This window comes from Chromobacterium haemolyticum (genome assembly GCF_002081825.1).
GTDB lineage: Bacteria > Pseudomonadota > Gammaproteobacteria > Burkholderiales > Chromobacteriaceae > Chromobacterium > Chromobacterium fluminis.
Map to the genome: position 1 here is coordinate 23,933 of NZ_MUKU01000036.1, position 21,035 is coordinate 44,967.

Consider the following 21,035-nt stretch of genomic DNA (forward strand, 5'->3'; position numbering starts at 1 on the left):
CTGCTGCGCGCGTGGAGCGTTACACGGTGAGTACGCCTTCGAAATGCTCAAGTACCGTGTGTACACTCCGCTTTCTCAGCCGCAACGCCTTGTTCGCGAGATCGTAAACACCTTCTAAGCACCTCCCAAGCGCTCGCTAGCCCGGCGCCAGCGCCGGCGTCGCGCCGGCGCTTTCCGCCCCGCGCGCAGCCTGTCCCAACAAAGCCTCCTCCACGCCGTCCAACAGCGCCCGCGTCGCTTCCGCGCCGGCCGCCATCCGCAAGGCCAGCTCGCGGCAGGCCGGACCCGGGCCCGGCTCGGCCAGCAAACGCGCCAACAAACGCCCCATTCTCCCCGCGGACACGCGCTGCGCGTGCAAGACCTCGGCCACGCCCAGGCGCTTGGCGCGCTGGCCGTTGTCGAACTGATCGTAGGCGTAAGGCACGATCAATTGCGGGATCCCGGCGCGCATCGCGTCCGCCATCGTGCTGACGCCGCCGTGATGCGTCAGCGCCGCCGCCCGCGGCAACAGCGTGGCGAAAGGCGCGTACGCCTGCCACAGCACATCGGCCGGCAAAGCCGGCGGCAACTGCGCCGCGTGCGGCGTGACGAAAATTCCGCGCCGGCCCAGCCGCCGCAAGGCCCGCAGCGCGGCGTCGAAGAAGGCCGCCGCGTGCCGATGACCGGTGCCCGGCGTGAACACGACAGGCGCATCGCCGGCGGCCAGAAAGGCCTCCAGCTCGGCCGACAGCCCCGCGCCCTGCCGCGCGGCGGGCAGCAGGAAATCCCCTTCGAAGAACGGCCGCGGCCAATCCGGCTGCAAGGCGGCGAACCAGCGGGGAAACAGGCCTATCGAGGCGTTGGGGGCTCTCAGCATATGCTCGAAAAAATGCGGCTCCGCCGACAGGCCGCGCTTTGCGCGCGCCGCGTTCAGACTGGGCAAGGTCTGGGCGTTGAACCAGCGATGCAGCGCCCACCACAGCAGGCCGGCTCCGGCCGGCGGCAAGCAACCGGGAATCCGCAAGGAGCCCAGGGTGAGCAGGTCGTGGCGGCTGCACAGATTGGACGGCGCGAGATAGGCCGTCACAATGCGCAAATCCGGCCGCGCCGCGCGCGCCAGCGCCGCCATCGGCACCAGGACGGGGTGGCACAAGACCACGCAGTCCTCATCCGCCGGCAGATCCCTCACCCGCTCCCGCAAGGCGTCCAGATCCGGCGCCAGGCTATCCCAGAGCACGCCCCAGCTCTTGCGCTCATGCCATAGATCGGGGTTGTCCAACGCCGCCTGTTCCCGCTCGACGCTGCCGAACAGCCAGTACGGCAGGCCGGCTGCCCGCGCAGCTTCCTCCTGCAAGGCCGGGGCCAGCATCCGCACCCGGTGGCCGCGCTCGCTCAAGCCGCGCGCCAGCGCGACGAAGGGCTGCATGTCCCCGCCGGTGCCGCTGGATGCCACGATGATCAAAGGACCGCGCGCCGGGTCCGCGCCGGCATGCGACAACGACAGCTCCCGCTCCATGACCCGCCTCCTTCCTTTAGGATGACAAGCCACTTTACGCCAATGTCATTTATCTGGCAAAAAGAAAACCGCCCGAGGGCGGTTGCGTGCGCATGGCGACCCTGCGCCGCGCCATGGCTTAGAGCGTGAACTGCTGCACCACGCCGCGCAAAGACACCCCGCGCTCCAGCAGATTGACCACGCCCTGCTGCGCCTCTTCCGCCGCCAGCCGGTTTTCCTCGGCCGAGCTGCTGACCGACTCCACGCTGCCGGCCAGGTGCTGGGAGGCGTTGGCCTGCTCGCGCACCGCCGCGGAGATATCGCCCATGCCGCGCGACACACCCTGAATCTGCACCGAAAAGCCCTGCAAGGTGTCCTGGGCCTCGCCGGCGTGATTGACGCTGGCGTCCACGCGGTTCACCGCCGCGCGCATGCCTGAGATGGCGGAAGCGGAATCCTGCTGCACGGAATCAATCATCGAACCTATCTCCACCGTGGCGTTGGCGGTGCGCTCGGACAGCTTGCGCACCTCGTCCGCCACCACCGCGAAACCGCGGCCCTGTTCGCCGGCACGCGCCGCCTCGATCGCCGCGTTCAAGGCCAAGAGATTGGTCTGATCGGCGATATCCTTGATCACCGCCACAATCATATTGATCTCATTGGTGCGCGAATCCAGTTGATCCAGCTTGCCGGCCAACTGAGTCACTTCCTGCTGCACCGTCCGCATGCCCTCCACCGCGTTCTGAATGTATTGCACCGTGGTCTGGGTCTGCCCTTCAAACGAAGACATCAATTTGGCCGCGTCCTCGGCGATTTCCGAGACATGGGCGATGCTCACCGCCAGTTCCTCCACCGCCGCCGCGCTGCCGCGCACGTCTTCCGCCTGCTGGCCGGAGCGAGCGGCCACGCCGCCCACCAGTTGGTCGATATGCTGGGATTCGCTCTGCACCGCGTCGGATTCGCCGCGGATATCCAGCAGGCGTTGACGCAGCGCCTCCATGAAGGTGTTGAAGGAGGACGCGATGCGGCCCACTTCGTCTCGGCTGCGCACCGGCATGCTGCGCGCCAGGTTCCAGTCGCCGCCGGCCAGTTGCTGCAAAGCCACGTTCAACTCGTTCACCGGCTGCACCATGCGATTGGCCAACAGCAAGGCCACCAGCTGGGACATCAGCAACAGGCCCAGGCCCACCGCCCCGCTTTGCCATAACACCTGAGTGCGCAAGGCCTCCACTTTTTGCAAGGAGGTGTCCACCCCCACCACGTAGCGCATCCCGCTGGCCGAGGTAAACGGCACGAACACCGAGCGGAACAGGCCGAACTCGCCCTGGTATTCCTCAAACTGGGTGGAACCGCTGCGCAAGGCCGCGGCGAGGCCGGCCGGCACATCCTTGTACTCGGCCAGGAACCACTGCTGGTACTGGCCGGACTTCACCTCGTTCGGGCTGGCGGAAGAACTGGTGTACAACACGCGACCGCCGCGCTGAATGGTGGAATACGCGTAAGCCAAGCCGCTGTCCCTTGCAAAATCAGTCAGCTGTTTGGTGGTGACCTGGCTATTGGGATTGCTGTCCGGCAATTGATCGTGGAAATTCTCGCCCACCATCTGGCGCGCCGCGTAGGCGGCGGTCAGCAAGGTCTGATCCACGCCTTTCATTTCGGAGTCCACGGTGCTGCGATAGGCGTAGATCGAATAAACCGCCACGATCAGCAGGCTCACCAGAGTAAAAGCGGCGGATAGTTTGGCCCGCAAGCCCCAGTCCTTGTTCAAGACACTCATACGGATGCATTCCTTCGACATTCATTCCAAAAACGACTCCCCGCCGCCGGCGGCGCATCCGGAGCGCGCCGGACCAGCGCCGCAGGTCCAGGCAGTGGATCATTCAGTAATCGACAAGAGGCGATGACGACGCCGCGAAGTGATGCGGAGCGAGCGGGGAAAGATAGACAGGCGGCGGCGCGCCGGGACATGCGGCCCGGTGCGGCGGCGAGCGCTGAATATGGAAAGTGATGATAACGCTAATTAAACGCGAATCAATGCGGCTGGCTTTGGTAGTTTGCACATAGCAAGTGCATAATCGCTTTTTCTTCAGACGAAGCAATCCGCCTCGCTTTGTTTTTAAAGGTTTTTTTATAAATAAGCGGGGATAAGCATGAGTGTTTACGTAAAAACACCTATCGTCGCTGTATCTATCTTGAGCGCCCTGCCTATCCCAGACGCGAGGCGGCTTGCAAACAGATCACCTTGTCCAGCCCGCCGCGGGCGATGGCCGCCTGCGGCATGCCGAACACCACGCAAGAGGCCTCGCCCTGAGCCAGCGTGCGCGCGCCGGCGCTCACCGCCACCGAACGAAACAGCACGTCCACCGGCGGCCCGCCCTTGACTCGGCCACAAACTGCTTCTGCCGACGGTGCAGCAACAAATGCTGCCTCCCGGCACAATAACGCGCTCCATGCCCTGCACCGGCCGCAGCTATCGCCCAAACGCCGCGCAGCCGTCTACCTCCGTCATCCCGGCAAAGCTCAGCGACACCGCCTCGTGCGCCAGTAGCGGCGGCAGCTGGTTTTTCAGCTGCTCCGCCGTGTAAATGCTCAATTCGCCGCTCAGGCTGGTCCTGCCCCAACCGCATGCAAAATCATTCCGCCGCACAAGCAAACGCCAAGCCGCTGTTAACTCAATGTTTTTACTTGAGTATCCACACTAGAACTAGTAAAGAAACAGATTGTTTTATAAAAAAGAGTAACCAGGCCTAGCGCGCGGCGGCGCGGACACGGCAACTGCAGCATGGCGGGAGGTCTATGAAACTGAGCATCAAATCCCTGTTGACGGCCAGCGCCGGCGTCTTCGCCCTGCTCTTGCTGCTGCTTCTGCTGTGCACTCTGCGTTTAAGGCATGAACTGGACTTGCAAGCCCAGGCGGAATCTCAGCGCAATCAAAGCTATCTCCTCGCCAACGAGCTACGACAAAGCTCGGACGACCTCACCCGCCTGGTTCGCACCTACGCGGAAACCGCGGACCCGCGCTACGAACGGCAATACTGGGCCGTGCTGGCCATCCGCAACGGCCAGCAGCCGCGCCCTCAGCACTACAACCGCATCTATTGGGACTTCATGGCCGCGAACGACAGCAAACCGCAGCCGGACGGCCCGGCGGTCCCGCTGCAACAACTGATGCGGCAGGCCGGCTTCACTCAACAGGAATTCGACAAACTCGGGCTGGCTCAAGCCAATTCAGACCGCCTGGTCAATACCGAAACCGTGGCGATGAACGCGATGAAGGGGCGCTTCGCCGACGGCCAGGGCGGCTTCACCCGGCAAGGGCCGCCCGATCCGGAGCTGGCCCGACGCATCCTGCACGACCGCCAATACCATCTGGACAAAGCCGCCATCATGCAGCCGGTGGACGCGTTCTATCAGCTGATGGAACAGCGCACCAACCAAGCCGTCGCCCAGTCTCGAACCCAGGCCGGCTTATGGATGGCTATCGTCATCGGGCTGATGCTGGCCTTCTGCGCGCTCGGCCTGCTGATGTTCTGGACCATTTACCGCCGCCTATTCGCCATGCTGGGCGACGAACCGCTACGCGTTACCCACCTGATGCGGGCCGTGGCCGCCGGCGATCTAGCCGCCGCCGCCCCGCCTGGCGGCTACCCGGCGGACAGCTTGGCGGAAGCCATGCTCCAAACCGTCACCACGCTCAGCCGCGCGATAGCGGATTCCCAGCGCGGCGCCGGCCATCTGTCGATGATGTCGGCCCAGATCAGCCACAGCTCCCAGCAACTCTCTCTCAATACCAGCGGACAGGCGGCCAGCCTGGCCGAGGCCGCCTGCTCGCTGGAACAGATTTCCTCCGCCATCAACCAGAGCAGCGACAACGCCAAGCTCACCGAAACCATGGCCGCCCAGGCCGCGGACGACGCTCGCCAGGGCGGCGAAATCGTCGACCACACCGTGCGCAGCATGGAGCGCATCGCCGAACACATCTTGGTGATCGACGACATCGCCTATCAAACCAATCTGCTGGCGCTCAACGCCGCCATCGAGGCCGCCCGCGCCGGCGCGCAAGGCAGCGGCTTCACCGTCGTGGCCCAGGAAGTGCGCAAGCTGGCGGAACGCAGCCAGGTGGCCGCCCGCGAAATCAGCGGCATGACCGCCAGCGGCGTTCAGCTTGCCGGCCAGGCCGGCGCGCAACTCGCCGCCATCGTCGCCTCCAGCGGCAAAACCGCCAGCCTGATCCAGGAAATCGCCATCGCCGCCAATGAGCAAGCACTAGGCGTCGGCCAAATCAACGCCACCATCCAGCAACTGAGCGCCGCCACCCAGCAAAACGCCAGCCTGGTGGAAGAACTCGCCGCCATCTCGGCGGACAGCCGCAGCCACGCAGACCAAGTACATGGCCAGATGCGGCACTTCCACGCTCCCGCTCCCCAAAGAGGAGAAACCAGCGCCGCCGGCCGCGTCCCCGCGGGCCATGGACCCCGTCATTGACCGGCCACCACCACATCGTTCAGCTGCTCTGTGAGGACATCTCCACATGAAAAACCTACGCGCCAACCAGGCCATCACTGGTCTGCTGCTTCTCATCGCGCTCACCTTCATCGGCGTGATCTACACCTTCGTTTCCATGCGCCAGGCGGTGGATGTGATGAGCGCCGCCAGCGAAAGCCGCTACCACTCCTACTTGCTAGCCTCCGAACTGCGACAAAGCTCGGACGACCTGACCCGTCTGGGCCGCACCTACGTCGTCACCGGCGACCCCGGCTATGAGCAGCAATACAACCGCGTGCTGGACATCCGCAACGGCAAAGCGCCTCGCCCGCAGGAGTACAACCGCATCTACTGGGATTTCGTCGCCGCCGGCCAGGAAAAGCCCAGGCCGGACAGCGAAACCGTGCCCTTGCAAACCCTGATGCAACAAGCCGGCTTTACCGACGGCGAGTTCGCCAAGCTCAAGGAGGCTCAAGCCAACTCCGACGGCCTGGTCAAGCTGGAAGTACGGGCGATGAACGCGGTTAAAGGCAAGTTCGCCGACGCCCAAGGGCAGTACACCGTCAGCGGCCAGCCGGACATGGAACTGGCGCGCAAACTGGTGCACAGCAAGGAATACCATCAGTTCAAAGCCCAGATCATGAAGCCCATCGACGACTTCTTCGTGCTGCTGGACCAGCGCACCAACGCCGCGCTGGCGCAGGCCAAGGACAGGCTGTCCAACGCCCAGCTGCAGTTCCTCACCGCCATCGTGCTGCTGGTGGGCGAAATCCTGCTGCTGATCCTGCTGGGCCGCCGCCAGATCCACACCCAGCTGGGCGGCTCCGTCACCGACATCGAGAGCGTGCTGCAGGAAATTGCCTCCGGCAATCTGGCGGTGGAGGTGCCCAAAGCGCCGGAAGCCAGCGCGCTGGGGCAAATCGGCGTCATGAACCAGCGGCTGCGCCGCCTGATAGGCGAAGTCAACAACAACGCCGGAGAACTGGTCAGCGCCGTCGGCTCTTTGCACCAGACCACCAACCGCATCAGCGAAGACGCGGACCAGGTCAACCAAGCCATCAGCTCCAGCGCCGCCACCATTGAGCAAATCACCGTCAGCGTCACCCATGTGGCCGACACCACCGCCGACGCCAACGCCATCATCTCTCAAGCCAACAACAGCGCGGAACGCGGCCGCCATGCCATGCACCAAGTGTCCGCCGAAGTGGGCAAGCTCTCCCAGGCCATGTCCACCCTCAGCGACACCCTGCATTCGCTGGGCACCCGCTCCGAGGAAATCAGCTCCATCGTCAACGTGATCAAAGACATCGCCGATCAAACCAACCTGCTGGCGCTCAACGCCGCCATCGAAGCCGCCCGCGCCGGGGAAATGGGCCGCGGCTTCGCCGTGGTGGCCGACGAAGTGCGCAAGCTGGCCGAACGCACCGCCCAGGCCACCACCGAAATCACCAATATGACCCAAGGCATGCGCCAGCAAACCGCCGGCACCGTCGCCAGCATGCAGCAGGCCCGTTCCACCGTGGACCAGAGCGTGGACCTGGCTCAGGGCGCGGCCAGCGAGATCGAAAACATCGGCGGCCTGATGCGGCAAGTGGTGGATACCTTTACCCAGATCACCCACGCCACCCGCGAGCAATCCACCGCCGTCGGCAACATCGCCCACACCACCGAACACATCAACGGCATGACCCGCAGCACCTCGGAAGTGGCGCAAGGCGCCAGCGCCACCCTCAGCGAACTGAACGACCACGCCAGCAAGCTCAAACACGTGGTGGAACGCTTCCACCTCTAAAGCCGCGCGTTGGCGATACAAAACAACAGGGCTCCGCCATGCGGAGCCCTGTTGCTTACTTGGACGCTCAAAGCCCGTTAAAAGGCTCTGGGAAAATCACGCCTACCGTCAGATAGGCACCAGGCTGGCGGACAGCGGCAAATGATCGGACAAGCGCGACCACGGCGCGCCCCTCAGCACCTCCGCCTCCAAGGGCTTCAGCCCGCGCACATAAATCCGGTCCAAGGGCAGCATCGGCATCCGCGCCGGAAAACTGCGCGCATGGCGGCCAAACAACTGATCGAACACCTCCACCAAACCCAAGCTGTCCATCAGATGGTCGGTGGCTTCCTCCCGCCAATCGTTGAAATCGCCGGCCAAAATCAGCGGCGCGTCCTCCGGCACGTTCTCGCGCACATAACGCGCCAGGTCCAGGAACTGCTTGCGCCGGTCCCGCGCCAACAAATTGAAATGGCCGCACAAGGTCACCACCGGGCGCTTCCAGCCCGCCGGCGTCAGCTGACAATGCAGCAGGCCGCGGCTTTCGAAGCGGTTGACCGAAATATCGCGGTTGCACCAGGTATTGATGGGGAAACGCGTCAGCAAGGCATTGCCGTGATGGCCGTGCTCATACGCCGCGTTCAGGCCGTAAGCCGCCTTGTGATCCAAGCGGCGCGCCAGGAAATGATGCTGCGGCAGCTTGGGCCAGCTGGCGTGCTGCAAGGCGCGCTCGATATTCTTGCCCTGCACCTCCTGCAAGAACAGCACATCGGCGTCGATGGACTCCAGCGCGGAGGCCATATCGCCCAGCCGCACATGGCGGTTCAGCGGCGACATGCCCTTGTGGATGTTGTAAGTGGCTACGGTAATGGCTTTCATGCAATACGCTTCTTTATCGGGCGGACGCACGGCCCGCCGCTTCTAGGAGCCTGTTCACGATCTCGCGAGCAAGAGCGAGACAAGGCGAAAACAAGCGAAAAAGCGGAATGTACACGTGGTACATGAGCATTTTGAGCTGGTTTTTAACGCCGTATCGCCGCAGCGCAGCAGATCGTGAACAGGTTCTAACTGCCCCGTGAACAAGCTAACTCAGACCGCCGGCCGCCGGCCCCGTTCCCGCGCCCATTGTCCGCCGCCTCAGTTTCAAAGATAAGCGCTGGAGGCGCAATTTCAATCTCCGCGCCCAGGCAAACAGGGAATTGAAAATCATTCTCCTAACGCGCATTGCCCGTCTGCAAAATATCCAACAACCGGCATTGCAAGATGAATACAGCTGCACTACACACTTATAACAGTAGCTAGAAAACAATACGTGATTATCGGCGGAAGTTAGGGAGCGAGCGATGGGAAACTTTCTTGCGCAGTTCAGCATCAAGGTCAAGATCTTGGGGCTGATACTGCTTGGCGTGCTGGCCAGCGTGGTCATTGGCACGGTTGGCATCAAGAGCACCGCGGAGATGAACAATCTCACCATTGACATGCATGACAATCTGCTGATGTCAGTCAATTGGGTGGCCAGCGCCAACCAGTACGCCATCTACGTCAGCCGCTCCGACTATCGCTTCATTGCCGAAAGCGACAAAAAACAGATGGATCAGATTACCGCCAACCGCGCCAAATACGTGTCGGAGATGAACCGGCTGATGGATCTCTATCGCAAAACCGTACTCACCCCGCCGGAAGTAGAAGCGCTCAAACGCTTTGACGCGGCCTGGCCGGTAATGGAAGAAATATGCAAAAAAGTCCGTGACCTCAGCTACAGCGACACTGGCGACGGGGTCAATAACAAGAAAGCGCTGGAACTGATGTCCAAGGAGTGCCGGCCCAAATTCCAAGTCGTCGACGACATCATGAGCCAGATCGTCGACATCAACATCAAAGTGGCCGATAAAGCAAAAGAGACCGCGGATCAGGAATACCAAAGGGCTCGCAATACCACCATCGTCGTGCTAGTAGCAGCCGTAGTCGTATTACTAATGCTGGGCTTGATGATACAGAACGGCATCATCGGCAGCCTGAAAAAAGGCATGGCGGCGCTGTTCCAGCTGGGCAGCGGCGACCTGAGCGGCGAGATTGAAGTACAGGGCAAGGACGAAGTGGCCCTGATGATGCAATCGCTGTCCGACACCCAGAAAAAACTGCGCGTTACCGTGGGCGACATTATCAACTCCGCCTCCAGCGTGGCCGCCACCGCGGAGGAGCTGGCCGCCTCCACCGAGCAAGTCAGCGCCAGCATCGGCCAGCAGGTCAACGCTACCTCCAGCGCCGCCGCGTCGATCGAAGAGCTGACCGTCAGCATCGACCAATGCTCCAACAACGCCTCGCTGGCGGACTCCCAGGCCAGCGAAGCCGGCAGCCAGGCCAAGATAGGCAATAAGGAAGTGCAGGACTCCACTCAGCAAGTGCGCAAGGTCAACGACAGCGTGGCCGCCTCCGCCAACAACCTGGAATCCTTGTCCGAACAAGCGCAGATGATCAGCAGCATTGCCACCGTGATCAAGGAAGTGGCGGATCAGACCAATCTCTTGGCGCTCAACGCCGCCATTGAGGCCGCGCGCGCCGGCGAACAGGGCCGCGGTTTCGCCGTGGTGGCCGACGAAGTGCGCAAGCTGGCCGAGCGCACCACCGGCTCCGCCACCGAAATCACCCAGATGATCGCCAAGATCCAGGCCGGGGCCAAGGAGGCGGTGGACAGCATGCGCAGCAGCCGCCACATCGTCAGCCAAGTAGTGGAATCCTCGGAACACGTATCCACCACCATCAGCTCGGTGGAAGAAAGCGCGGAAGGCGTGGTAGGCGCCATCAGCGACATCGCCATGGCGATGCAGGAACAGCGTCAGGCCAGCACCGAACTGGCCACCCGCGTGGAAGCCATCGCCCAGATGTCCAAGGAAAACGGCATTGCAGTGGATGTGTTCTCTCAAGCCACCCGCGAACTGGCGGTGGTGGCGGAGAGGTTGCAGCAGACCACGCTGGCCTTCAAGCTCTAAGCTAGCGATTCAACGGCTTCATCCCCCGCCCCGCCGGCCTGGTCCGCGGGGCGGTTTTTTCATCCTTGCCGTCCCTGCATTGACAGCCAACACCCGCCTCGCCAACAATAGCCCCGCGCCGCTGCAACTGCGGCGCTCGGGCTTGGACTCCCGATTACGGTATCCCGGCAGACCGCGGCCTTTCCGCGCTCTGCCTCGCTATTGCTTTGCCCATTCGGGCGGGCCATGGCGAGGGCACCTCGCGGTGCGCCGGTTTTGGGAAATCGTCCGGTAGTCCAACCTTGTCATGCGCCCGCCTAGCCGCGCCCCGCGGCCAGGCCGGCATCCGCTTGAGGAGGTAGCAATGTCGACATCCATTAGGCGCGTATCCCGCCCTGTTTCCCCGTTTTCCCCCATATCGGCGCTTGCCTGTTTCAATAAGGAGGCCCGCCATGAGTAAATCCAAAGAAGAACTGTGCGCCTTCTACCGCCTGCTGGAGGCCCGTGAAGCCAAACTGCCCTTTGTCGGCCCCTCGCCGGACCGCAGCCTTCCGCATTACTGGCGGGTGCCTCAGTGCCGGGACTTCTCGGAGGCCTACGCGCTGGGCGAACGCCATGGCCAAGCGCTGGTTGATCTATTTCGCCAACACCCGGACCACGCCGGCCACGGCCTGATCTCCCGCATCGCCCATGATATGAACTTGTTCGATTTCAGCCCGCAACGCGGCACATGGGCCGGCTTCTTCGACCATCTGGAAGTGCTGATCGCCGTCAGCATCCACATGCACGAGAGTGACGCAGAGGCGCAAGCCCAACGGCCCTAGAACGTGTTTACGCTCTAGCGAGCGCAGGCGAAAACGGCTGAGAAATCCGGATGAACAGGCGGTAAATGAATATTTCGAAGCCGTTTTCAACGCCCTTGTCTAAACAATCCCGCCGACGCGCAGCGGATCGTAAACAGGCGCTTAGCGCCCGGACTTTCCTTGTCCGGGCCGCTCAGCCGCGCCACAATGGGGAATGTGACAATAGCTGGCGTGGGCAATCTATGGTAAAAAGCCTGCAATCCTTGTCTGTGCAACGTGGGCAAGGCGGCTGCGCGAGTCACCTGTTTGATCCATTCACCCTCCCTCTTGGTGCCGGATAAAAACCACAGGCGGGTGACTCGCCCAGCCGAAATGCTTGTCACTTTCACCTATTCCTCCCCTGGTTTCCCGCGCCCCTAAAAACGTGTTTACGATCACGCAAGACAAGGCGAAAACGGCTGAGAAAGCGGAATGCACATGTGATACATGAGCATTTTTATGACGTACTCACCGTGAACGCGTCACGGCGCACAGCAGATCGTAAACAGGTTCTAACGGCATTCGCGTTCATTCCCCCGCTGTCAACGACCTGAAAGGCCCGGTGTTTATTCTCCGCCAGGCCGTACCATGGGGGTTCGATTCATCAATCCGTAAAGGAGAGTCTGAATGGCCAAAATCAAACGCGCCGCAAAAAAACTGGCGGCGTTGGCGGACAAGGTACGCGGGCAGAAGAAGGCCACTAAATCGGCTAGAAAGCTGGCCGCCAAGGTGCTGAAGCATCCGATGACCGACAAGCCAACCAAGAAGAAGGAGCAAAAACGCGCCAAGCGGGACAAGGCCGAAAAGCAGCAAGCTGAATAAGCCTTACGCGCAACTCCGCCAAGGCCTTGAATAGGCCTGCGGCTTCGTCCAAGGGCGGTGCCGGCGTTTCCGCCGCGCCGCCCTTGGAACGTGTTGACGGCGGGGCGCCCTTACACCTGATAAGCCGACACCGTTTGCAAAATTACCCGCGCTTGCTGGCTCAACTGGCCGGCGGCATCCGCCGAGCCGCTGGACGCCGAAGAGTTTTCCTCCGCCATCTGGGCAATCTGCTCCACACGCTGAGCAATGGTATTGCTGGCCACGCTCTGCTCCGCAATGCTGTTGGAAATATCGCGCACCAATTCCATCGCCTTCCCGCTACTATCCCGAATTCCGTCAATGGCGTCGTTGGCGGCGCGGGTGTTGGCGGTTTCCTGATGCACTTGTTCCACCACTTTTTCCATGCTCTGCACCGCTTCCATCGTGCTGCTCTGCATCTTGTTGATGATGGCGGCAATCTCGGTGGTGGAACTGGCGGTGCGTTCCGCCAATTTGCGCACCTCGTCCGCCACTACGGCGAAACCACGCCCCATCTCCCCGGCGCGCGCCGCCTCGATCGCCGCGTTCAAGGCCAAGAGGTTGGTCTGATCCGCAATGTCCTTGATCACCCCCATCACCGAGGCGATGGTGGCGCTGTCTTCTTTCAATTGCCCAATGCGCTGCGCGGCGTCGGTGATCGCGCCGGCTACCTGGGTGATGCCGCGCACCGTGGCGGAAATCACTTGGCCGCCTTCGGTCGCCATCTCGCCGGCCTGCTGCGACTGACCCCGCGCCTCCTGCGCACTGGAAGCGACATGGTTGATGCTCACCGTCATCTGTTCCACCGCCGCCGCCATCGCCGCCGCGGATTCGCTTTGCATTTCCGAACTGCGGGCAATCTCATGGGTGTTGTTGGCCAGGCCGGACATCGCGCCGTCAATGGCGCCGATGCTGTCGCGGATTTCACGGAAGCTACGTTGCAGGTTCTCCAACAATTGGTTGAAGGCGGACGCTGTTTCTCCCACCTCATCCATGCGGCCCACCGGCGCACGCAAGGTGAAGTCTTTTTGTTGGTTCACCGTGAACATAGTGGAGCGGATCTGATGCAGGCTGGTCCGGATATGACTGAACAGCAACCAGCCCAAGCCGCCGCTCAATAATAAACAAGCCGAGATGACCGCCACCGAACTGCCGAAGGCCATGCTGTAAGCGGCGGCGTTGTCCTTGGATAAGCTGTCCGCCAACGCGTAGTTGAAATCGATGTGATCGTTGAGGTCCTTGGCCAGCGCCTTGGCGGCGTCAGGGAGCGGTCCCGCCACCAGCATCGCTTGCGCCACCGCGCCCGGATGCTCGCGCGAAGCTTTCAGAAAGCTCTCGCGATTGTTGCGGTAGGCTTGCAGATCTGCCCTATCCTGCTGCAACAGCTTGCGGTCTGCGTCATTGGACAGCAGATCTTTTTCGTAAGTGGCCAACACCTGATCCAGCATTTTGTCGCCTTCGGCGATCTGCGCCTCGGCGTCTGCCTTGCTCTTGGCGTCGGCGGCGATGCCGTGGCGATAAGCCGCCACGCGCATCTTGGTCAAAGCCAGCAAACCCTGATCTAGCACCTTGATGCTGGGAAAGGTATTGACCTTCAAATAATCAAACCTCTCATTGGCGCTGTGCAATTGCCACAGCCCGTAACTGCCGACGCCGATCAAGGCCAACATGGCCACCATCAAGGTCAGCATAAGCCGTTGTGAGATATTCATCCTTATTCTCCGTTTCTTCGCCCGATACAACATGTAGCTTTGTTATAGGCATAGCGAGAAAACAGAGGAAAGTACTAAATAAGAATGTCCAATAAACGCATATATTCAGCGGCGACGAGACCTTACACTTGGTACTGGGTCACGGTGTTAAGAATACTCTTGGCTTGCTGCTGCAATTGCTCCGCCGCGTCCGCCGAGGCGCTGGAGGCGGACGCGTTCTCTTCCGCCATCTGCGCAATTTGCTCCACTTTCTGGGCAATGGTGTTGCTGGCGCTGCTTTGCTCGTTGATGCTGCCGGAGATGTCCTTGACCAGCTCCATCGCCTGGCCGCTGCTGTCCTGGATCTTCTCTATCACACTGCTGGCTTCGCGGGCGTTGTCGGTTTCCTGATGCACCTGCTCCACCACTTTTTCCATGCTCTGCACCGCTTCCATCGTGCTGCTTTGCATCTTGTTGATGATGGTGCCGATTTCCGTGGTGGAGCTGGCGGTGCGCTCGGCCAGTTTGCGTACTTCGTCTGCCACCACCGCGAAACCGCGGCCGGTTTCACCGGCGCGCGCCGCCTCGATCGCCGCGTTCAGGGCCAAGAGGTTGGTCTGATCCGCAATGTCCTTGATCACCCCCATCACCGAGGCGATGGTGGCGCTGTCCTCCTTCAATTGCCCAATACGATGCGAGGCGTCGCTGATTGCGCCTGCCACCTCAGAAATGCCCAGCACGGTGGCTGAGATTACCTGCCCGCCCTCGTTGGCCATGCTGCCCGCCTGCTGCGCCTGGGTACGCGCCTCCACCGCGTTGCTGGCCACGTGGTTGATGCTCACCGTCATCTGCTCCACCGCCGCCGCCATCGCTCCGGCGGATTCGCTCTGCACCTCCGAGCTGCGGGCAATCTGATTGGTGTTGGCCGCCAGGCCGGAGGTGGCTTTGTCGATTTCCGAGATGTTGTCGCGTATGCCCCGGAAGCTGTGTTGCAGATCTTCCAGCAAGCGGTTGAAGGCGGCGGCAGTGCGGCCAATCTCGTCCTTGCGCAAGATCTTGGCGCGCAGACGGAAGTCCTTGCTGGCGCTGACCTGGTCCAGGATTTCGCCTATCTGACTGAGGCTGCTGCGGATGCTGCGAAACAAGGCGATGCCCAGCGCGCCGCTGAGGGCCAAGGCGGCCGCGATGGCCACCAGCGAGGAGACGAAGGCCTGCTCATAGGCAACCGCGTTGTCCGCGGACAGTTGCTTGGCTAGCTTGTAGTTGTACTCAATGTGGTCTTTTATGTCCTTGACCACGGCCTTGGCCACGGGCAGCAGCGGCCCGTTCACTAGTTCCTTGCGGGTGGTTTCCGGCGGCTGTTCGCGCGAAATCTTGAATACGGCGTCGCGCTGCTGTCGGTAAACCCGGATGTCCGCGCGGTCCTTTTCTATCAGCCGCCGGTCCTCGTCGTCGGACACCAGTTCCTTCTGATAACGATCCAACGCGGTGTCCATCTGCTTGTCCAGCTCGGCGATGCTGGCTTCGATGTCCGCCTTGACCTTGGCGTCCTCGCTAATGCCGTGGCGATAGGTCAGTACCCGCATATCGGTTTGCGCTTGCAGCGCCTGATCCAGAGTTTGGATGCTGGGAAAGGAGTTGATCTGCAGATAATCGAAGCGTTCGTTGGCACGATGCAGTTGAAGCAGCCCGAAGCCGCCCACAATGAACAAGCCGAGCAAGGCAACCGCCAAGGTCAGCAGCAAGCGCTGGGATATGCTCATGGTAACCCCCTAGATTCATCACTTATGAAGCTCGATTCTTTATAGGCTTGCTTCCTTGAAGTTTTCAAATCATTTGGCATGAAAAGTCAGGCTTTTGCGACTTGCGCCGGCACCGTAGAATGTTCTCGCAATCACAACATTCATAAAACGCAAACAACAAAGGAGAATCACCATGACGCCATTCCGTCCCCGCCCAAGACTGTTGCTAAGCGCGCTGGCTCTGAGCCTGAGCCTGGGCTTCAACGCCCCGGCCCTGGCGCTGAGCCCGCCGGCGGCGCCGCAGGTCAAATACGATTACGACTACGATGTCTTCCACCCGGTTTACGCCCGCAACGGCATGGTGGCCACCGAGCAAGGCCTGGCCACCCAGGTGGGGCTGGACATCCTGCGCCAGGGAGGCAACGCGGTAGATGCCGCGGTGGCCGTGGGCTTTGCGCTGGCGGTGACGCTACCCAACGCCGGCAACTTGGGCGGCGGCGGCTTCATGGTGCTGCACGACGCCAAGAGAGGCCGCAACATTGCGCTGGATTTCCGCGAGATCGCACCGGCCAAGGCTAGCCGCGACATGTATCTGGATGCTCAGGGCAAGGTGGTTGACGGCCGGTCGCTGTACACCCACCTGGCGGTGGGCGTGCCCGGCACCGTGGCCGGCCTGGCCCACGCCCAGCAGCGCTGGGGCAGCCTGCCGCTGGCCAAGGTAATCGCGCCGGCGGTGAAGTTGGCGGAGCAAGGCTTCGCGGTGTCGCAGACACTGGCGGAAATGCTGGAGGTGGAAAAGGACAATCTGGGACGCTGGGACAGCAGCCGCGCGGTGTTTTTCCGCGACGGCCGCCCGCTGCGCGCCGGCGAGAAGCTGGTGCAACGCGATTTGGGACAATCTCTGCGCCTGATCGCGCAACAAGGCCCTAAAGCCTTTTATCAGGGCAGCATCGCCGACAAGATCGTGGCGGAAATGGCGCGCCACGGCGGCCTGATCAACAAGGCGGACCTGGCCGGCTACAAGGTGGAGGAGCGCGCGCCGGTCAGCGGCAGCTACCGCGGCTACCAAGTGGTGTCCATGCCGCCTCCGAGCTCCGGCGGCATTCACATCGTCCAGATCCTGAACCTGTTGGAACGCTATCCGCTGGCCGATTACGGCCCCAACAGCGCGCAAACCATCCACTATCTGGCCGAGGCGATGAAACTGGCTTACGCCGACCGCTCCGAATACCTGGGCGACCCGGCCTTCGTCAAAGTGCCGCAGGCCGGGCTGACTTCCAAGCGCTACGCCGACCAATTGGCGACGACGATAGACCCGGTCAAAGCCCGGCCCGCCGCCGAGATCAAGCCCGGCAAGCCGCAGCCCTATGAAAGCGACCAGACCACTCACTATTCCATTGTGGACAAGCAAGGCAACGCGGTGGCGGTGACTTATACGCTGAACCTGAACTTCGGCAGCGGCATCATCGCCGGCGGCACCGGCATTCTGCTCAATAACGAGATGGACGACTTTTCCGTCAAGCCCGGCGTGCCCAACGCCTTCGGCCTGATCGGCGGCGATGCCAACGCGGTGGCGGCCGGCAAGCGGCCCTTGTCGTCGATGTCGCCGACGCTGGTGCTGAAAAACGGCAAACCCTGGCTGGTTACCGGCAGCCCGGGCGGCGCGCGCATCATCACCACCACCTTGCAAACCATCGTCAACGCCATCGATTTCGGCATGAACCCGGCCGAAGCCGCGTCCACGCCGCGGGTTCACCATCAGTGGCTGCCGGATGAGCTGCGGGTGGAAAAAGGTCTGAGCCCGGACACGCTGCGGCTGTTGCGCGAGCAAGGCTACAAAATCGCACTCAAGCCCAGCATGGGCCGGACCCAGACCATACAACTGCGCGACGGCGGCTTGTACGGCTATTCCGACCCGCGCAACCCGGACGGCGCCACGATGGGCTACTAAGAACCTGTTCACGATCTTTTGTCTGTGCTTTGAAACACGGTTTGCTGCATAGGAAGCCGCGTATCCGACGCGCCCCGGGTCCCTTCAAGCCTGCCGTCGGGTGGCAGGTCCGAGGTCTTAAGCGGCTGCCTGTTCGAGCAGCGCGACGATAGCGCGCTGCGAGTTCAGCCGCGCCTCGGGCCTGACGGGAACCGGCGGGAAGCCGTAGGCCTGGCTTGCAGGGTGGCCTTTAGGTGTGGAGAGGATATTTGGCCAAGCAAATATCCTTTCCCTGCTCACCGGGCAGCCCCGGCAATTAAAATCATCATCCGCGCAGCGGATTCAATGCCTTGCCTTGAGCGACATCCTCGGTCTGATTAGAGCCTGCTCCCGATCCGTTGCGCTTCGGCGATACCGCATTCCAAATCACCCCGGCCAGGCCGCCTCCCCGCTTTCAGCGTCTAAAGAAGCGCCTGGCCGGCCGATAAAGCGTTAAACCGGCATGGAAACTCAACCATAATGTAACAACGCATCCGAATCTGGCCGCCGGTCCTACGCCGTCCATTGGGGAGAAGCCCGCACATGCTGAAATCGCTGAGCAGCGCCGCGCTGGCCTTGTCGCTGTCGCTCCATGTCGACGCGGCCACCCTGCACTTTGTCACCCAGGATTTCCCGCCCTTCATCGAAGTGACCGAAAAACCCCTGCCGCAGGGCCTGATGGTGGACACGCTGGTGGCCGTATGCAAACGGCTAAACTGGAGTTGCGAAGTTCAGGCCATGGTGTGGCGCCGCGCCTTGCTGCTGGCCGAGGAAGGCAAGGTGGACGGCATCTTTCCGGTGCAGGACACGCCGGAGCGCAGGATATCCCTGGTCTTGAGCGCGCCGGTGTACAACAGCAGCTACGGCCTGTTCGCCACCGCCAGTTCCACCTTCCGCTACCAGCAAGCGCAGGATCTGCTCAATCACCGCATCGCGGTCTACGGCCCGTCGGTGACGCAGAACGCCTTGGACAAATTGATTGCCGGCCTGCCCAATATGAACATCACCGTGGAAAACAATCAGGAAACGGTGTTAAAGAAATTGGCCGCCATGCGTTACGGCTCGGACGCGGTGGTTTTCGCCAACGAAGACGTCACTCGCTACATCATCCGGCGCGAAGCGCTGAGCGGCCTTCGCCCGCTGGCCACCATCCAGCCGCTGACCTATCTCTACGGTTTCCCTTTAAAATCAGTCAAACCGGGCATGGTGGCGGACTTCAACCAAGCCTTGAACGCGCTGTGCCACGACGGCACGCTGCCCCGTCTGGCGCGCCGCTACAACGTTCGGCTGGCAGCTTGCAGATAGCATTTGAAAGTTTTTGCTATCAATTAAATTGAACATTCATTAGCGATGTGTTATATTTGTTCAAAATTTCAAACAGCCACCATAAGCGCCACGCCATTTTGGCGCTTATCTTGCGCTTCAATGCGATAAACAACCCTTCTGCCCCAAACGGTTTTACGGGGCGGTCTAAGCGACCGACTGTCTTTGCTGACGGCGTCATCCGCGCTTTTTGCGGAGCGTTGTTGCGCCTCTAGCGCATGTGGCTTCCGGATTTCCAATCACAGGAGCGTAGCATGCAAACTCAATCTTCTCCCCAACCCTGGCTGGGCTGGGCTTTTCTGCTGGTGGCCATCGCTACCGAAATCTTGGGCACGTCCTTCATGGCTTACGCCGCCCGCACCGAAAGCTACTGGGGCTACGGCGTGATGGCGGCGGCGCTGGCGCTGTCCTATTACTTCCTGTCTCTCGCCATCCGCACTATCTCCGTGGGCGTGGCTTACGCCGCCTGGGAAGCCTTGGGCCTGGCCGGTCTGGCGCTGATCGGCGTCTATCTGTTTGGCGAAACCTTGCTGACTCAGGAAATCATCGGGCTGGGCTTGTCCGTGGTGGGCATTGCCTGCGTAGTGTCCGGCGAAGCCGATGAACAAACCCAGGAGCAAAGCGCATGAAAACCGTATTCTATTTATTCGTAGTGTCCTCGGCCCTGATCGAAGTGGCCGCCAACCTGATGCTGGAAAAGTCCAACGGCTTCCGCAACAAGGCTTGGGGCTTCGGCGCCATCGCCATGGTTTGGGTGGCTTTCACCCTTCTGGGCCAGGCGGTGCGCGGCATCGACCTTGCCGTGGCTTACGCGCTGTGGGGCGCGCTGGGCATCATTGGCACCGCCATCGGCGCGCGCGTCTTTTTTGGCCAGCGGCTCAAGCCGCTGGGCTGGGTGGGCATGGCGGTGGTGATTTCCTCGGTAGTGGTGCTGACCACCGCCTGATAAACCTCGGCGGCGTTCAGTGACGCTTTTATGACGCGCCGCCGCCTACGACCTGTCCTATCTGAGTATGGCGACCCGCGCCATAACGGTTTAGGGTACGGGCTCCATCCAAGCAATGAAAGGCTGAGACATGCAACAGTATCAAGTCTTGAGCAGCATGAGCCAAGAGTCCTTGGAAAACACCCAAGCCTTGCTCACCCTCTGCGAGCACTGCGCCAGCGATGTCGGCATCCTGGCCATCCACGGCGAAACAGATCAACCTTGCGAGCTGTGCGGCGAAGTCGATTGACGCGCCCCCTTCGACCACACACCGGGCCGGCCATGCCGGCCCTTTGTTTTTCCCGGCGCCGCCGCGCCGGCAGCCGCTTTCCTGGAGGGCATTTTCGTATTGCCCAATGTCGATTCGCAGCGCACGCACGGCTGGGCTTCGAGGAAACCGAGAGAGTGTTTTTTTCAGGAAAGCGCTTTCCTAAGAACCTGTTCACGATCTTTTCTGATCGGAAGTCTTGTTCAAAGCAACGCTTTCAGAATGCTCATCTACCACCTGCACATTCCGCTTCTTCAACCGTTTTCGCCTGGTCTCGCCTTAGCTCGCGAGATCGTGAACACGTTCTAAAGCCAATTTGCTTCGGCCGCGCATCGAAGAGGCAATATTGAAAACGGTCGACCTTCCACGCCGTCTTCAAGGCGCCACCCAGTCCTTGATGATGCGATGGCGAAAAAACTACATAAGTTAATCAAATTGCTTGCACCCTACAATCTCATCTTCTAGTATCCGCCTCAGACAGTACAAGAACAATCCATTTTAAATGTACTTGACCTATTGCATAAGCAATATGACTGAATCACCCCATCTTAGAATCTGTTCACGGTCTTGCGAGCTAAGGCGAGACAAGGCGAAAACGAGCGAGAAAGCGGAATGTACTCGTGGCACATGAGCATTTTGAGCTTGGTTTCAACGCCGTATCGCCGACGCGCAGCAG

The 21,035-nt window shown here is 61.3% G+C and carries 17 protein-coding genes; 10 read left to right on the plus strand and 7 right to left on the minus strand.

The features are described 5' to 3' along the window. Positions 1–136: 136 nt before the first annotated feature. The 4 genes from B0T39_RS20110 to B0T39_RS26310 all read right to left on the minus strand — a co-directional run bounded on the left by B0T39_RS20110 (position 137) and on the right by B0T39_RS26310 (position 4,067). Positions 137–1,495, minus strand: coding sequence for a glycosyltransferase (locus tag B0T39_RS20110; RefSeq protein ID WP_081549766.1), 1,359 nt, complete (start codon positions 1,493–1,495; stop codon positions 137–139). Between the two features lie 118 nt (positions 1,496–1,613). Beyond that, positions 1,614–3,251 (minus strand): methyl-accepting chemotaxis protein, encoded by a 1,638-nt coding sequence (locus tag B0T39_RS20115; protein ID WP_081549768.1) that lies wholly within the window; start codon positions 3,249–3,251, stop codon positions 1,614–1,616. A 428-nt stretch (positions 3,252–3,679) separates the two neighbouring features. Continuing rightward, positions 3,680–3,838, minus strand: a complete 159-nt coding sequence (locus tag B0T39_RS26305) for a chemotaxis protein CheB (RefSeq protein WP_368651289.1) — start codon at positions 3,836–3,838, stop codon at positions 3,680–3,682. A gap of 106 nt (positions 3,839–3,944) precedes the next feature. Then, positions 3,945–4,067 (minus strand): hypothetical protein, encoded by a 123-nt coding sequence (locus B0T39_RS26310; RefSeq protein ID WP_254894612.1) that lies wholly within the window; start codon positions 4,065–4,067, stop codon positions 3,945–3,947. A gap of 203 nt (positions 4,068–4,270) precedes the next feature. Between B0T39_RS26310 and B0T39_RS20125 the strand changes: the two genes are divergently transcribed. Together B0T39_RS20125 and B0T39_RS25730 are read left to right on the plus strand one after the other, a co-directional pair. After that, complete coding sequence (locus tag B0T39_RS20125) at positions 4,271–5,959, plus strand: methyl-accepting chemotaxis protein (RefSeq protein WP_081549772.1); 1,689 nt, start codon at positions 4,271–4,273, stop codon at positions 5,957–5,959. Between the two features lie 46 nt (positions 5,960–6,005). Beyond that, positions 6,006–7,751, plus strand: a complete 1,746-nt coding sequence (locus B0T39_RS25730) for a methyl-accepting chemotaxis protein (protein WP_081549774.1) — start codon at positions 6,006–6,008, stop codon at positions 7,749–7,751. A 108-nt stretch (positions 7,752–7,859) separates the two neighbouring features. On the opposite strand, the gene B0T39_RS20135 is transcribed toward B0T39_RS25730, so the two are convergent. Further along, positions 7,860–8,609: an endonuclease/exonuclease/phosphatase family protein gene (locus B0T39_RS20135; RefSeq protein ID WP_081549776.1), complete on the minus strand. Its 750-nt coding sequence runs from the start codon at positions 8,607–8,609 to the stop codon at positions 7,860–7,862. A gap of 464 nt (positions 8,610–9,073) precedes the next feature. Between B0T39_RS20135 and B0T39_RS20140 the strand changes: the two genes are divergently transcribed. The 3 genes from B0T39_RS20140 to B0T39_RS20150 all read left to right on the plus strand — a co-directional run bounded on the left by B0T39_RS20140 (position 9,074) and on the right by B0T39_RS20150 (position 12,363). After that, complete coding sequence (locus tag B0T39_RS20140) at positions 9,074–10,720, plus strand: HAMP domain-containing methyl-accepting chemotaxis protein (RefSeq protein ID WP_081549778.1); 1,647 nt, start codon at positions 9,074–9,076, stop codon at positions 10,718–10,720. 431 nt (positions 10,721–11,151) lie between these two features. Continuing rightward, positions 11,152–11,523, plus strand: coding sequence for a hypothetical protein (locus B0T39_RS20145; protein WP_081549780.1), 372 nt, complete (start codon positions 11,152–11,154; stop codon positions 11,521–11,523). 645 nt (positions 11,524–12,168) lie between these two features. Next, positions 12,169–12,363 (plus strand): hypothetical protein, encoded by a 195-nt coding sequence (locus B0T39_RS20150; RefSeq protein WP_043631761.1) that lies wholly within the window; start codon positions 12,169–12,171, stop codon positions 12,361–12,363. Positions 12,364–12,473: 110 nt separating this feature from the next. On the opposite strand, the gene B0T39_RS20155 is transcribed toward B0T39_RS20150, so the two are convergent. Beyond that, positions 12,474–14,093, minus strand: a complete 1,620-nt coding sequence (locus B0T39_RS20155) for a methyl-accepting chemotaxis protein (RefSeq protein WP_176219614.1) — start codon at positions 14,091–14,093, stop codon at positions 12,474–12,476. Positions 14,094–14,215: 122 nt separating this feature from the next. Further along, positions 14,216–15,835 carry a methyl-accepting chemotaxis protein gene (locus tag B0T39_RS20160; RefSeq protein ID WP_081549784.1) on the minus strand — a complete coding sequence of 540 codons (1,620 nt, stop codon included), beginning with the start codon at positions 15,833–15,835 and terminating at the stop codon, positions 14,216–14,218. Positions 15,836–16,007: 172 nt separating this feature from the next. On the opposite strand from B0T39_RS20160, the gene ggt reads away from it, so the two are divergent. The 5 genes from ggt (at position 16,008) to B0T39_RS25735 (ending at position 20,341) form a co-directional block, all read left to right on the plus strand. Then, positions 16,008–17,765 (plus strand): gamma-glutamyltransferase, encoded by a 1,758-nt coding sequence (gene ggt, locus B0T39_RS20165; protein ID WP_081549786.1) that lies wholly within the window; start codon positions 16,008–16,010, stop codon positions 17,763–17,765. 561 nt (positions 17,766–18,326) lie between these two features. Further along, positions 18,327–19,088: a substrate-binding periplasmic protein gene (locus B0T39_RS20170; protein ID WP_081549788.1), complete on the plus strand. Its 762-nt coding sequence runs from the start codon at positions 18,327–18,329 to the stop codon at positions 19,086–19,088. A 272-nt stretch (positions 19,089–19,360) separates the two neighbouring features. Then, positions 19,361–19,735 carry a DMT family transporter gene (locus B0T39_RS20175; protein ID WP_081549790.1) on the plus strand — a complete coding sequence of 125 codons (375 nt, stop codon included), beginning with the start codon at positions 19,361–19,363 and terminating at the stop codon, positions 19,733–19,735. Beyond that, a complete protein-coding gene (locus B0T39_RS20180) occupies positions 19,732–20,052 on the plus strand; it encodes an SMR family transporter (RefSeq protein WP_019099898.1) in 321 nt (106 codons plus the stop codon). The genes B0T39_RS20175 and B0T39_RS20180 overlap by 4 nt, the downstream gene beginning before the upstream one ends. Before the next feature lie 130 nt (positions 20,053–20,182). Next, complete coding sequence (locus tag B0T39_RS25735; RefSeq protein ID WP_166451359.1) at positions 20,183–20,341, plus strand: hypothetical protein; 159 nt, start codon at positions 20,183–20,185, stop codon at positions 20,339–20,341. The last annotated feature ends 694 nt before the right edge of the window (positions 20,342–21,035 follow it).